Genomic DNA, 14,233 nt, shown 5'->3' on the forward strand with positions numbered 1-14,233 from the left:
TGGCCCTCACTTGGCGGTTTCCCGCTGTCCTAGCGCGTGTTGGACCGCTTGGCAAAGGGCTGCGCCTGACTTAGATGGGGTTTATGGGAAAGAACAAATTTCACGAAGGGGGCGGCCCCTCTCAGCGGCAACTGCGTGTAGCCGAATTGATTCGCCGGACACTGTCCGAGGTGCTGGCGCGTGGCGATGTGCACGATCCGGACCTGAACGCGATGTCGATCACTGTGGGCGAGGTCCGCACCTCCCCCGACCTCAAGATCGCGACGGCCTATGTGCTGCCTCTCGGAGGACGCGGGCGCGAGGATGTGCTCAAGCTGCTGGCCCGTAACAAGGGCGAATTGCGCCGCGCCGTGGGCAAGAAACTGGCGCTGAAATTCGCGCCCGACCTGCGCTTCCAACTGGACGAGACATTTGACCGGATGGACGACACGCGACGCATGCTGGATCAGGACGATGTGCGTCGGGACACGGATGCATGAGGGCCGCGTGGTCGTTGTGGCAAGTGACGCGCGCGGCCATTGCCCTGCTGGCGATGGCGTCGGCCCCTGCCTTGGCCGCCACGTGCGAGAATATCGACCATGACGGCATCGGCTATTCGGTCTGCACTGTCGATCTGACCGACGAAGAGTTGCGCCTGTTCCTCTATGACGGCGCGGGCGAGGTTTATGGCCAGTTCGGCGCGGTAGAGCGTGCGCTGCGCGAGGATGGCAAAACGCTTGGTTTTGCGATGAACGCGGGCATGTATCATGACGACCGCGCCCCCGTCGGCCACTATATCGAGGACGGTGTCGAGGTGATGCGCGTGATCCCCAATGCGGGTCCGGGCAATTTCGGGCTGCTGCCCAATGGCGTGTTCTGCATCCGCGAGGGACGCGCCGACGTGATTGAAACCCTGCGCTATGTCGAAGAAGAACCCGATTGCACCCACGCCACCCAGTCTGGCCCGATGCTGGTGATTGACGGCGAATTGCATCCGCGTTTTCTGTCCGACAGCACGTCGCGCTATGTACGCAACGGCGTTGGGACCAGCGCGGATGGCAAGACGGCCGTGTTCGCCATTTCACGCAGCAGCGTCACGTTCCACGAATTCGGCCGTTTGTTCCGCGACCACCTCGGCCTGCCGAATGCATTGTTTCTGGACGGTAATATTTCGCGGCTTTATGCGCCCGAGATAAATCGCAACGATATCGGTTTTTCGCTGGGGCCGATTGTCGGAACCGTCGCGCCGCTGGAACGTTAGGCAAGCGCGGGGCCGTCCCGTCGCCAGACCGGAAGCGCCCCGATGTCCAGCTCGAAAAACCTGAATGACCAACCCGTAGGGCGTGCCCTTTTCCGTGTTTCCGCCCCGATGAGCATCGGCATTTTCGGCGTGCTTATGGTGGGGCTGGCGGATGCGTTTTTCCTTGCCCGCTATGCGGCCTATGCGCTGACGGCGGTCGGTTTCATCTATCCGGTCATCACCACGCTGACCTCGCTTTCTATCGGGCTGAGTGCGGGCACCAGCACAGTTGTTAGTCAAGCCTTGGGCCGTGGCGAGGACGAGGGCAAACAGCGCATGACGCTGCATGCGATGATGCTGGGCCTGTTCCTGTCGGTACTGGCCGCAACGCTTTTTTATCTGGTCGCGCCGTGGCTGTTCACCCTGATGGGCGCGTCCGACAAGGTGCTTGAGGCGGTTCTCAATTATATTCTCTGGTGGTGTTTGAGTTTCCCGTTTCTGGTCGTATCCATGTCGCTGAATTCGGTGTTCCGCGCCGCTGGACGGTCCGAGGTGGCGGCCATCACCATGCTGGGCCAAGCGATCCTGAATGTGGGTCTGACGCCGCTATTCATCTTTGGTTGGGGCGTGGTGCCGGAACTGGGCGTTGCAGGGGCAGGTATGGCCACCTTTGCCGCGCGGGCCATCGGGTTCTGCGGTGTGACCGCCTATGCCATCTGGAACCGCGACATCTGTTTCGACATCAATCCGTTGAATGATCTGGGCACGTCGCTGGTGCGGATCGGGCGGGTGGCGGCCCCTGCGTCCCTGTCCAATGCCATCAACCCCGCAGGCATGGCCGCCGTGACCGCCGCTGTCGCCATCGTGGGCGAAAGCGCTGTGGCCGGATTCGGCGCGGCGACGCGGGTGCAGTCGTTGTTGTTCCTGCCCATGCTGGCGCTGTCCTCGGGCATTGGCCCTGTTGTCGGGCAGGCATGGGGGCCGGCAAGCAAGAGCGCGCACAGGACGTGGTGCGCCTGACCTTCATCTCTTGTGCGATCTACGGGGCGGCACTGGCCGTGATCCTGATGTTCTTTGCCGAACCGATCGTGAAACTGGTGGCCGATAATGACGAGGCGGCGGGTTTCGGCGCTCAATACCTGCGTTTTGTCGGGCTCAGCTTTTTCGGATACGGCATCCTAGTCACCGGCAATGCGGCGATGAATGCGCGGGATCGGGCGCTGTGGTCCATGGGGCTGAGCGCGGGGCGCATTGCACTGGTCTATATGCCCTTTGCGTGGCTTGGCGTCGCGATCCTTGGCTATTCCGGCATTCTGGTCGCGGCCATCGCGGCCAACCTGTTCGGGGCCTTGGGGGCCATAGTGGCCTGCCGCAGCATCGGCTTGCTGCGCACCGACGTTGCTGGGCTGGGCCGCGCTGCCGATGCGGTGTCCTCTGTTGCGCCCACTGATTGACAACAGCGTGACGCCTCGGCTAGGCGGCAGGACTTGAAACAATGACGAGGGGCTGCACATGGGCCGCACACGCAAAGGGCGCGACATTTCCGGCTGGGTGATTATCGACAAACCTGCGGGTCCGACCTCGACAGCGATTGTGAACAAGGTGCGTTGGGCGTTCGAGGCGAAAAAGGCGGGCCATGCGGGCACGCTTGATCCCGACGCGACCGGCGTGCTGGCCGTTGCCTTGGGCGAGGCGACAAAAACCGTGCCCTATATCACCGACGCGCTGAAGGCCTACCGGTTCACTGTGCGGCTGGGCCAGTCCACCAATACCGATGACGAAGAGGGCGAAGTGATCGCCGCCTCGGACGCGCGCCCCACCGATGCCGAGATCAAGGAAAAGCTGGGGGCTTTTGTCGGTGACGTCATGCAGGTGCCGCCCAAGTTTTCCGCCGTGAAGATTGATGGCGAGCGTGCCTATAAACTTGCCCGCAGCGGCGAGGATGTCGAAATTGCCGCCCGTCCTCTCTGGGTCGAGGAACTGGTGATGACCGACCGCCCCGATGCGGATCACGTCACCCTCGAGATGATCTGTGGCAAAGGCGGCTATGTCCGTTCTATCGCGCGCGATCTTGGAGAGGCATTGGGGTGTTACGGGCATGTGCGCGAGTTGCGTCGCATCTGGTCTGGCCCCTTTGATGCCGCCGACGGGCTGAGCATGGAACAGATCGAGGAAATGGCCCGTACGCCCGAACTTGACGCGCATTTGCGCCCCGTGGCCGAGGGGTTGGCCGATCTGCCCGAACTGCGCGCCACCCCCGAAGGGGCCGCACGTTTGCGCAATGGCAACGCGGGCATGGTGATGGCGAGCGACGTCGAATACGGCGACGAAGCATGGGCCTCGCTGGATGGCGTGCCGGTCGCCGTGGGCCGATATAAGGCGGGCGAATTGCATCCCGTGCGTGTGTTCAATCTGTAATCGTTGCCCCCGTTGCGGCCCAAGCGTCGCACTGGCACAAAGCGTCCTATGATCACACGCACCCACACCAAGGGCGATGCCCCGTCCACCGCCATTTATTCGGATTGCGAACGCTATCGCTATAGCCTGACGCGCGTCTGGGATGATGCGGGGCGGCGGGTGAATTTCGTGATGCTCAACCCTTCGACCGCGACCGAAGTGCAGAATGACCCGACCGTGGAACGCTGCGAGCGGCGCGCCCGTACGCTTGGGTATGGCAGCTTTGCCGTGACGAACATTTTTGCATGGCGCGACACCGATCCGAAGGCGATGCGCGCCGCCGCCGACCCGATTGGTGCAGGCAATGATGCCGCCATTTTGGACCGCGCCGCATGGGCCGATGATGTGATCGCCGCGTGGGGCACCCATGGCGCGCATCTAGATCGCGGGGCGCAGGTTGCCGCGATGCTGCGCGGTGTGGATCGCCCGCTGTACCACCTTGGCCTGTCCAAGGCCGGACATCCCAAACACCCGCTGTACCTGCCCTATACGCAGGCACCAGAGATCTGGATCGACGCGGATACAAACGGTTAACCGGTTCAGCCCACCTTAACCATCTGTTCAGAAACGCTTTGCCGAGTGCCCTGCCCTGCCCCTATGAAGTCGGCGGGGTGTTTTATTGGGATTTTTGCCATGCTTTGGCTTGCTGGGTTAATGGGCCTTATGGCCGTGGGCGCTGTTGGCGTCATCGATATGGGTGAAACTGCGGATGAGGATGGGGGCGAAGATGTCGAGATCACGGCCAAGCCTTCCCCTCAGGATGATGCGCCGCCACCAGAGGCGACTGCATCGGCACAGCAACCCGACACCACAACGGTCCGCGCGGATGAATCCGACCGCCAGATTTTTGGCAGCGATGACGCTGACACAGTCAACGGCGGCGCGGGCGACGACACGCTGCACGGCGAGGACGGCGACGACCTTCTGATCGGGAACGCGGGTGCGGATTCGATCTTTGGCCACAACGGCAATGATAGCCTGTTCGGCGAAGCAGGTGACGATACGCTGCAAGGGTCGGACGGTGATGATCTGGTCGATGGCGGCACGGGCGATGATGCGGTGCATGGCGGCTTGGGCAATGACACGGTGCGCGGCGGCAGCGGTTATGACACCGTGTTCGGCGGTCCGGGCGATGATTTTGTCAGCGGTCTGGACGATGATCCCGACACGGACGCGCTGGACGACATGGATGACAGCGATTTCCTGAACGGCGGGGCGGGCGACGATCTGATCCTAGCAGGGCAGGACGACGTGGTTACCGCGGGCGACGGGGCCGATACCATTGTCGGCGGCATGTGGACGGCAGGTGTTCACGCGATGGATGTCATCGACTTCTCAAGCGATGACGACAACCTCCTGCTGATCTACGAGGATGATACCGACACGCCGGAGATCACGCTTGAAACCGATGCCAACGACCCGAGCATCACCCGTGTGCTGATGGACGGGCAAACCGTCGCCAATGTGCTGCACGGTGCAGGGATCGAATTGGATGACATTTCGCTGATGCCGCTCAGCCTTGCACAGTCGTCGGGGCTGATGGGTGCCTAGGCCGGATAGGGCCCCTCGCGAAATAGGCTTTGCCATTCGCGTGATTCTTCCCTATATGCGCGCTTCTCCGGTTCTGCCGGATCTATGGCCCCGCACTGGACGACATCCCGGGCGGCGGCGTCACACTTTAACCTGAATAGGAGATCCCGATGTCGATCACTGCTGAAGAAAAAGCACGCGTCATGAAAGAATTCGCAACCAAAGAAGGCGACACAGGTTCGCCCGAAGTACAGGTTGCCATCCTCAGCTCGCGTATCGCCACGCTGACAGAGCACTTCAAGACGCACAAGAAAGACAACCATGGCCGCCGCGGTCTGCTGAAGATGGTGGCCCTGCGCCGCAAGCTTCTGGACTACACCCGCGCCAAGGACGAAGCACGCTACCAAGACCTGATCAAACGTCTGGGCCTGCGTCGCTAAGCGTTTCAACGCACCAAAGAATAGAGAAAGCCGCGCCCGACAAGGGCGCGGCTTTTTCCGTTTCAGGGGCCCCGATGGGCTGGCGTCCGTGTCGCTATTCGTCTTTGGCGCCAGCCTCACAGCTTGCCAGCAAGGCATTTTTATCCAAGCCATGCGCGCTGAGGCTGTCAGAGGCCGTCAGGCTGCAGCGCTCTCCGGCGGGGCGGGTATAGTCGATGTCCATCCGATAAACCTCGACCAGACCGTGTGACGTCAGCTTGCGCCCCGTGTTGGTGTAGGTTGCCGCGCTGCCCCGTTCTGACGACATGATAACACCATCCTGAACCTCAATCGCGTCGATCCCATAGGCAAGGATTGTGCCCGCTGGGCCAAAGGCTCCGTCAACCGCGCGCCAGATCGCATATTCGGTGTTCACATTCCCCGACCCCAACGGGATCAGCACCTCTTCGACACCGTCGCCATCCAGATCCCGCAGCCCCGGATGCAGCGAGGTGCCCCACATCTCGAGTTCGTCCGTCACCCCGATACGCCCGTCAAAGAAGGTTTGCGATACTTCGACCTTGTCTTCGCCATAGCGGAACCAAAGTTCTGTCTCACTGGACACGAGGATGCATTCTTGGGACGCATCACCCGGTTGCACTTCAGTGCACAAAGGCGGGCCTTCCAGTTCTCGGCTGCTGTCATCTTCGATGGGGAACAGCGCGTTCCAGCGCATCGCCTCGCAACGCGCCAGTATTTCGGCCGCGTCCTGCTCCATCGTGCGCCCAGCCTCGCCCAGACCGACCGAGCAGCTTTCGTCATAGAGGTCGATATTCATCGAATAGGCCGTATAGAGGTCGCCTTCGGTAATCACGTCACCCAAAATGGTCAGGTAGGTGTCACTGCGTTCGGACACCGTTTCGATGAACGGGCCGTACACGACAATCTCGTGGGGTTGGGAGACCGTGGACAACGACCCCATCCGCGCAAAGACAAGGTTCTGGTGCGCGTCGTCATAGTCAAAACCCCAGATTTCATAGAAGTTATGATCGGCGTGATGCCCCATACCAATCAGCAGATCGTCCTGCCCGTCCGCATTGAAATCCCGCATGACGGGGACGGCCACGGGGTCTTCGATATCGATCGGATCCAGCGTCAAATACGCCTCGCCCGAGTCATAGCGGTGGATGATGGTTAGCTGCGTGACGTCTTCGTTATAATCGAACAGGACATTGCGGGCCTCGTGATCCCCGAATGGGAACTGGCAATCCGTGCCGACATTGATCTGCGGATGCAGGTCCGAACAATACGGCACAAGGGTTTGCGCAGCGACAAAGGTGGGGCAGAACCAAAGAAGTGCGGCTGAAACAGCGCGCAACGGTATCGCGAATTTTGTCAAAACAGGTCTCCAAGAAAAAGAATGTCAAATGCCGACAGGCTGGCGGGCTTTGGGTTCAATTTCAAGAACTGGTTTGCGTGAGCGTCGCGAAAGCACAGGCCTGCAAAGAGAAAGCCGCGCCTTTTCGAGGCGCGGCTTTCTCAGTTTCATAGGTCCGGATCACACGGCGGCACGCAAACGCACCCCTGTGACGGGTCGGTGGGTGGGCGTCTTTGCCGTCAGGCAAACAGTGCCCCCACCGGCCTAGCCGTTGATATACATTTCCCACTTATGCTCGGGCTTGAAGCCGACCATGCGCTTGGCCTTGGCGTTGGAAAAGAACGTCTCGCGCGGGCCCATTTCGGCAAGCGGGACGCCTTCGTAATAGCGCTCGGCCAGTTCCTTTGTATCCAGTGCAACCGAATGGTCGTCATTGGCGACGTTGAACATCTCGAAACCCAGACCGTCCGTGTCCAGACAGCATTGCACCATCTGCCCGAGATCACGCGCGTCGATATAGGCAAAGATGTTGCGCAGGCGCAGGTCAGGGTCTTCCATATAGGCGGGGAAGTTTTCGGCGTATTCGTGCGGCTCGATCACGTTGTTAATCCGCAGCCCGTAAATATCCGCCCCCGACCGGCGCTGGAAACTGCGCGCCGAAATCTCGTTACAGACCTTGGACATGGCATAGCTGTCTTCGGGGATTACAGGGTGTTCTTCGTCGATGGGCAGGTATTCCGGCTTGCGCGTCCCGTCGGCAAAACACATGCCGTAAGTCGTTTCGGACGAGGCAAAGATGATCTTGCGCACGCCCATCTTCAGCGCGGCGTCGATCACGTTATAGGTGCCCATCGTGTTGATCCGGTAGCACTCGGAATCGCCTGTCACCAGAATGCGCGGGATTGCCGCGAAATGCACAACCGCGTCAAATGACGGCACGCCTGTCCCCGGCTCCAACTCGTCAAAACCTGCATAGCTCGACAACACGTCATAGACCTGACCCAGATCGGTCATATCCCCAAAGCGGTCATCGACGCCCTCCATGTTCAGCGGCACACGGTCAAAATTCACAATTCTATGGCCTTGATCCCGCAAATAGGCGCAGGCGTGACGCCCTGCCTTGCCTGAACCGCCAGTGAACAAAATACGCATATCGTCCTCCTCTTTTGCGCGCGATCATACAGCCCGCGCGATGATGGACCAGCCCGCGTGAACGGATAATTTCACCCTACGCCACAACTGCTTGTTCCCTGCGGCCATCCGCGCCCGCTATGACCGGCACAAGGCAGGCGGCAGGCCCTTGCGCGCCTTTTGTCACAACGCTTTCTTTTTGCCCCGTTCTCCTGTATGCGCGCACAATCTGAAAGCATGGCGCCCGGACCTCAGCGCCCGCAAAAGAAGATACAGGGGTCAGGGGGAATACGCCCCCTACGCAAATGGCCAACCGGCCAACTTAGGAAACCTAGATGTTCAACGAAGTGAAAAAATCGATGCAGTGGGGCGAAGAGACGCTCACACTGGAAACAGGCAAGGTTGCCCGTCAGGCTGACGGCTCCGTAATTGCCACGCTGGGCGAAACCAGCGTTATGGCGAACGTGACGTTCGCGAAAAAGCCGAAACCGGGTCAGGACTTCTTCCCTCTGACCGTTCACTACCAAGAGAAATACTATGCTGCGGGTAAAATTCCCGGCGGCTTCTTCAAGCGTGAGGCACGTCCCACCGAGAAAGAAACACTGACAGCCCGTCTGATCGACCGTCCGATCCGCCCGCTGTTCGTCTCCGGCTTCAAACATGAAGTGCTGGTGATGTGTACCGTTCTGTCCCACGATCTGGTCAACGACCCCGACATGGTTGCGATGATCGCTGCCTCTGCCGCGCTGACCATTTCCGGCGCGCCGTTCATGGGCCCCATCGGTGCCTGCCGCGTTGGTTTCGAGGATGGCGAATACATCCTGAACCCGACCGTGGACGACATGCAAGACCTGCGTCTGAACCCCGAACAGCGCCTTGATCTGGTTGTTGCCGGTACCAAAGACGCCGTGATGATGGTTGAATCCGAAGCTTACGAACTGTCCGAAGCAGAGATGCTGGGTGCGGTGAAGTTCGCGCACGAGCAGTTCCAGCCCGTCATCGACCTGATCATTGATCTGGCCGAAGATGCCGCGAAAGAGCCGTTTGATTTCCAAGCGCCCGACTATTCGGAACTCTCCGCTGCCGTCAAAGCCGCCGGTGAAGAGCAGATGCGTGCTGCATTCGCGATCTCCGACAAACAGGAACGCACCGCTGCTGTCTCGGAAGCACGCTCCGCGATCCTCGAAGCCCTGACCGAAGAACAACAGGAAGATCCGAACCTCGGTTCCGCCCTGAAAGGTCTGGAAGCGTCCATCCTGCGCGGTGACGTTGTGAAAACCGGCAAGCGGATCGACGGTCGTAAAACCGACGAAATCCGTGACATCGTGTGCCAGACGGGCCTTCTGCCCCGTACGCACGGTTCGGCCCTGTTCACACGCGGCGAAACCCAAGGTCTGGTTGTGACCACACTGGGTACCGGCGACGACGAACAGTTCATCGACGCGCTGCACGGCAACTTCAAATCCAACTTCCTGCTGCACTATAACTTCCCCCCCTACTCGGTGGGCGAAGCGGGTCGCGTGGGCCCTCCAGGCCGTCGTGAAATCGGTCACGGCAAACTGGCATGGCGCGCCTTGCAAGCCGTGCTTCCCGCCAGCACCGACTTCCCCTACACAGTGCGTCTGGTTTCGGAAATCACCGAATCCAACGGCTCGTCCTCGATGGCTTCTGTCTGCGGCGGCTCGCTGTCGATGATGGACGCGGGTGTTCCGCTCAAGGCGGCTGTGGCCGGTGTGGCCATGGGTCTGATCCTCGAAGAAGACGGATCCTACGCGATCCTGTCCGACATCCTGGGTGACGAAGACCACCTTGGCGACATGGACTTCAAAGTGGCGGGGACCGAAAACGGGATCACGTCGCTGCAGATGGACATCAAGGTCGCAGGCATCACGCCAGAGATCATGGAAAAAGCGCTGGAGCAGGCCAAGGCAGGCCGTCTGCACATCCTTGGCGAAATGGCGAAATCCATCACGGGTGCCGCTGAATTCTCCGAGCACGCGCCACGTATCGAAACCATGCAGGTGCCAACGGATAAAATCCGCGAAGTCATTGGCTCGGGCGGTAAAGTGATCCGTGAGATCGTTGAAGTGTCCGGCGCCAAAGTCGACATCAACGACGACGGCATCATCAAGATCGCCTCGCCCAACGGCGACTCGATCAAGAAAGCCTACGACATGATCTGGTCCATCGTGGCCGAGCCTGAAGAAGGTGCGGTTTACACCGGTACAGTCGTCAAGATCGTCGATTTCGGTGCCTTCGTGAACTTCTTTGGCAAGCGCGACGGTCTGGTGCACGTGTCCCAGATCGAAAACCGCCGCCTGAACCATCCTTCGGACGTTCTGAAGGAAGGCCAAGAGGTCAAAGTCAAACTTCTGGGCTTTGACGATCGCGGCAAGGTGCGCCTGTCGATGAAAGTCGTCGATCAGGAAACCGGCGAAGAGATCAAGAAAGAGGAAGCGGCCGAGGGTTAAGCCCACCGCATCCGCATACTCGGAAGGCCCCGGTGGAAACGCCGGGGCCTTCTTGTTTCTGCACGCACTCTGTGGTCTTTCACGGATATCACAGCATAGGCCCCCCATGTCCCGTCTTTCCGATGTCCAGATCGTTACCGTCGCCTACAACAGCACCGGCGTTATCGGTGCCATGCTGTCGAGCGTGCCGGACGAGGTGCATGTGGTGATCGTTGATAATGCCAGCTCGGACGCCGAGGCCTTGCAGGCGTTGGCGGACACCCACGGCGCGCAGGTCGTGACCAATCCCCAGAACCTCGGCTTTGGGGTGGCGTGCAATCTGGGCGCATCCGTCGGCGACCGCCCGTTCCTGTTCTTCGTCAACCCCGATGCCCAGTTGCAGGAAGGCTGCGTTCAGGCCCTCTTGGCTGCGGCCGAGGCGCGCCCCGACGCCGCCGCCTTTTCCCCGCGCGTTCTGGACGGCAAGGGACACCCCGCCTTCCGGCGGCGCTCGCGACTGCTGCCCAAATCGCAGCACTGGTCCGGCCCATCCCCGACGGCGGATGCAGACGTGCCTTTGCTGAATGGTGCCGCCATCTTTGTCGCGCGCGACAGGTTCGCGGCAGTGGGCGGGTTTGATGACAACATCTTCCTCTATCATGAGGATGACGACCTGAGCCTGCGCCTCGCCGCCCAGTTCGGTCCCCTTGGCCACGTCCACGATGCCGTCGTCACCCACGCCGAAGGCCACAGCACCGCCCGCACCCCCGCCACCGCAGCCTTCAAGGCATGGCACATGGCCCAATCGGCCGTGTACACGATGCGCAAACACAACCGCCCCCTCGCCCGTAGCCGCATCGTCGCATGGGCCTTGGTTCAGATGCTGTCACCGCTCAACTTGGTATCGGCGCGCAAGCGTGCAAAGAACCTCGGTTTCCTCAGGGGATCGTTGCGCGCTATCCTACCGCAATAGATAGAGAATTCGCTATGAAACTGCCGCCCCTTTGGAAGGTAAAACGGGAACTTGTGCGATTGGGACGCGATATCTTTGTCTCTCCTTTATTCTTAGGCAACTACTTTCTATCGACCCCTTATTACGATTTCGTGCTGTCTAAAAAGCGAAAATCATGGGGGGGCAACCAGCCATGTTCGGACAAGATCGCACTGTATGTAATCTATCCTTCTGATGGCCTTCTCAAAAGTCACACGGAGGCACTGCGTCACCTTATCGAAAACGGGTATTCTACGGTCGTAGTGTCCAACCTGCCATTGAGTGAGGACAGTCGCGCGCGGGTTTTAGATCTGTGCACAAGCTACATTGAACGCCCCAACTACGGCTATGATTTCGGGGCTTATCGAGATGGCATCTTATCGGTCAAAGATCGGCTTGCGCACCTTCGTCGTTTGGTTCTTTTGAATGACTCTGCATGGTACCCCTTACTGGGACAACGCAATTGGCTACGCGAAGCCGAAGATATGGGATTTGATCTTGCCGGTTCGTCGAGCCATTACGGCACGCCTCGAGGCGACTTGAAAGACTTTGAAAACTTCGAATGGCGGTACTCGCCGCACACTCATGGTTTTCACTATGGCTCTTTCGCCCTTAGCTTTGGGCCGAAGATTTTGCAAAGCCCAGATTTCTTGACCTTCTGGAAGAAAATCCGGCTCGTGAATAAGAAGAACCTCGTCGTTCGACGCGGTGAAATTGGTATCACGAAATGGGTGCTGTCCCAGGGATTTTCCCATGGGTGCATGTACGATCCGAAAACACTACCGGATGACCTTCAGCGTCTTGATGATGAACGACTTGCGGAACTGGTCTCAAATATAATCTTTCTAGACAACGACAAGTATCTTTCGTTGAAGCGTCGCGTTGTCCGCATTCCACGCTCAGACCCCGATTGGCGCCAGAAAATGGAGAAGTTTGTCTTGCTGGCAGTCGCAGCACAGGGGGCCAGCTATGCGATTGCCGACTATCTGATCCGGGATTGCGGTTTTCCTTTTTTGAAGAAATCGCCATTCAGATCTTGTCGCGATGCGGCAGATGCATCGATACGGTTGATCGGAGCACTACCGAGTGAAGGAATTGACTACGTTAGAAAAGAAGCCCAGACATTATATCGTTGAAGTAGCGCCTCGTGCTTGGTGCCCTGATCAAACCTAAGGACGTGCCATATGCGCCTGTTTCGCCGTAAAAACTCCCATAGGCAGCGTCAAAAAGCCTGTGCTCGCCAAGTAAAAACCGGAACTCCGGCAGAATATCGCGGGCTGAAGGTTCCTGTTTCCGAACATATGCCCGTTCCGATATTGATGCAGATCGTGAGCGATGACTACGAACGTCCCGAACTGCTGGCAATTGAAGGCATGATTGAGGACGGCGACCGCGTTCTTGAAATGGGTACCGGACTTGGGATCGTTTCTGGCTTGATCAGTCGCATGGCTACAAACGTCGAAATCCGCAGTTTTGAGGCAAACCCCAGCCTTCTGCCCCATATCGCCGAACTACACCGTATGAATGACATCACTAATGTGAACGTTACGCATGCCATGCTTGAGCCGAACCCTAGCGCAGATACACGTAGTTTTCACATCCATAAATATTTTGCAGAAGGCTCGATTTATCGCACCGAGATGAGCGAGGATGTGATCGAGATTCCGGTTGTCGACCTCAACAAAATCATATCCGAGTTCATGCCAACTATTCTTGTGTGCGATATTGAAGGCGCGGAAGAAGTTGTGCTGCCGGGCTGCGATTTGTCCGGCATCCGCGCGCTCGCCCTCGAGCTGCATCCGAAGGTTGTGTCACGTCAAGGTATCAGGGCGATATACGATGCCTGTTCCTCGGCAGGGCTCTACCCGCGGGTCGAGTTATCCAGCGAACAGGTTGTGGCGTTTGAAAGAATTGAAACTTAGACATGGGGTGCAACCACCGAAGTGATCCGGTGGTTGCAGCAGGACTCAACCCGGCGCTTTTGTTGTCCGCAGATACGGCAGCACAGTTGTGAACTCTCCGAACTTCGCCTTTGCGTCCGCATCCGACACGGTGGCGGGGATGATCACGTCATCGCCGACGTTCCAGTTCGCAGGTGTTGCAACGCCCTTGCCTACGGTCGTTTGCAGACCGTCCAGTGCGCGCAGGACTTCGGCAAAGTTACGCCCCACGGTCATCGGGTAGGTCATCGACAGTTTCAGTTGCTTGTCCGGCCCGATGATAAAGACCGAACGCACAGTAGCGCTGTCGGCGGGGGTGCGGCCGTCGGGCAGGTAGGCTTCGGCGGGCAGCATGTCGAAGGCCTTGGCAAGTTCTAGCCCGTCATCGGCGACGATGGGGAAACCCGCAGGCGCGCCGCCGACCTTTTCGATGTCGCCCTTCCACTTCTTGTGGTCCTCGACACCGTCCACGGACACACCCAGCACCTTGGTGCCGCGCTTTTCCCACTCGTCCGCCAACTGTGCCACAGCGCCGAATTCGGTGGTGCAGACAGGCGTGAAATCTTTGGGGTGCGAGAACAGGATGGCCCAGCTGTCGCCGATCCAGTCATGCAGGGAAAACTGGCCCTGATCGGTGGTAACTGTCAGGTCGGGGATCGTGTCGTTGATACGCAATGCCATGATATGCTCCTTTGATGAACGGTGGCGTCCCACTCCA

13 protein-coding genes and 1 pseudogene are annotated in these 14,233 nt (G+C 59.2%); 11 read left to right on the forward strand and 3 right to left on the reverse strand.

Annotation, left to right across the window (positions count from 1 at the left end):
- The first annotated feature begins 83 nt into the window (after positions 1 to 83).
- From rbfA to rpsO, 7 genes and pseudogenes are all read left to right on the forward strand, one after another.
- On the forward strand, positions 84 to 479 hold the full coding sequence (gene rbfA / locus AC6GQJ_RS09020; RefSeq protein WP_500767548.1) for a 30S ribosome-binding factor RbfA: 396 nt from the start codon (positions 84 to 86) through the stop codon (positions 477 to 479).
- Positions 476 to 1,240 carry a phosphodiester glycosidase family protein gene (locus AC6GQJ_RS09025; protein ID WP_500767549.1) on the forward strand — a complete coding sequence of 255 codons (765 nt, stop codon included), beginning with the start codon at positions 476 to 478 and terminating at the stop codon, positions 1,238 to 1,240. Before rbfA ends, AC6GQJ_RS09025 begins: the two co-directional genes overlap by 4 nt.
- 135 nt (positions 1,241 to 1,375) lie before the next feature.
- Positions 1,376 to 2,673, forward strand: a pseudogene (locus AC6GQJ_RS09030) (MATE family efflux transporter).
- A gap of 58 nt (positions 2,674 to 2,731) precedes the next feature.
- A complete protein-coding gene (gene truB / locus AC6GQJ_RS09035; protein ID WP_500767550.1) occupies positions 2,732 to 3,637 on the forward strand; it encodes a tRNA pseudouridine(55) synthase TruB in 906 nt (301 codons plus the stop codon).
- 48 nt (positions 3,638 to 3,685) lie between these two features.
- Positions 3,686 to 4,210, forward strand: coding sequence for a DUF1643 domain-containing protein (locus AC6GQJ_RS09040; RefSeq protein ID WP_500767551.1), 525 nt, complete (start codon positions 3,686 to 3,688; stop codon positions 4,208 to 4,210).
- A 99-nt stretch (positions 4,211 to 4,309) separates the two neighbouring features.
- Entirely contained in the window at positions 4,310 to 5,227 is a 918-nt protein-coding gene (locus AC6GQJ_RS09045) for a calcium-binding protein (protein WP_500767552.1), read from the forward strand.
- Between the two features lie 149 nt (positions 5,228 to 5,376).
- Positions 5,377 to 5,646, forward strand: a complete 270-nt coding sequence (gene rpsO / locus AC6GQJ_RS09050) for a 30S ribosomal protein S15 (RefSeq protein WP_110796009.1) — start codon at positions 5,377 to 5,379, stop codon at positions 5,644 to 5,646.
- A gap of 94 nt (positions 5,647 to 5,740) precedes the next feature.
- On the opposite strand, the gene AC6GQJ_RS09055 is transcribed toward rpsO, so the two are convergent.
- Both AC6GQJ_RS09055 and AC6GQJ_RS09060 read right to left on the reverse strand, forming a co-directional pair.
- Positions 5,741 to 7,024 (reverse strand): hypothetical protein, encoded by a 1,284-nt coding sequence (locus tag AC6GQJ_RS09055; protein WP_500767553.1) that lies wholly within the window; start codon positions 7,022 to 7,024, stop codon positions 5,741 to 5,743.
- A 243-nt stretch (positions 7,025 to 7,267) separates the two neighbouring features.
- Entirely contained in the window at positions 7,268 to 8,155 is an 888-nt protein-coding gene (locus AC6GQJ_RS09060; protein ID WP_500767554.1) for an NAD-dependent epimerase/dehydratase family protein, read from the reverse strand.
- Positions 8,156 to 8,469: 314 nt separating this feature from the next.
- Here AC6GQJ_RS09060 and pnp point away from each other — a divergent pair, with 314 nt between their 5' ends.
- The 4 genes from pnp to AC6GQJ_RS09080 all read left to right on the forward strand — a co-directional run bounded on the left by pnp (position 8,470) and on the right by AC6GQJ_RS09080 (position 13,497).
- The gene (gene pnp, locus AC6GQJ_RS09065) at positions 8,470 to 10,605 is read left to right on the forward strand and encodes a polyribonucleotide nucleotidyltransferase (RefSeq protein ID WP_500767555.1); all 2,136 of its coding nucleotides are present in this window, start codon (positions 8,470 to 8,472) and stop codon (positions 10,603 to 10,605) included.
- Positions 10,606 to 10,711: 106 nt separating this feature from the next.
- Positions 10,712 to 11,557, forward strand: coding sequence for a glycosyltransferase family 2 protein (locus AC6GQJ_RS09070; protein WP_500767556.1), 846 nt, complete (start codon positions 10,712 to 10,714; stop codon positions 11,555 to 11,557).
- Positions 11,558 to 11,571: 14 nt separating this feature from the next.
- Positions 11,572 to 12,711 (forward strand): rhamnan synthesis F family protein, encoded by a 1,140-nt coding sequence (locus AC6GQJ_RS09075; RefSeq protein WP_500767557.1) that lies wholly within the window; start codon positions 11,572 to 11,574, stop codon positions 12,709 to 12,711.
- Positions 12,712 to 12,759: 48 nt separating this feature from the next.
- Entirely contained in the window at positions 12,760 to 13,497 is a 738-nt protein-coding gene (locus tag AC6GQJ_RS09080) for an FkbM family methyltransferase (RefSeq protein ID WP_500767558.1), read from the forward strand.
- Between the two features lie 45 nt (positions 13,498 to 13,542).
- On the opposite strand, the gene AC6GQJ_RS09085 is transcribed toward AC6GQJ_RS09080, so the two are convergent.
- On the reverse strand, positions 13,543 to 14,196 hold the full coding sequence (locus tag AC6GQJ_RS09085) for a peroxiredoxin (protein WP_500767559.1): 654 nt from the start codon (positions 14,194 to 14,196) through the stop codon (positions 13,543 to 13,545).
- Positions 14,197 to 14,233 lie beyond the last annotated feature (37 nt).

This window comes from Tateyamaria sp. 7Alg 36, assembly GCF_059882455.1.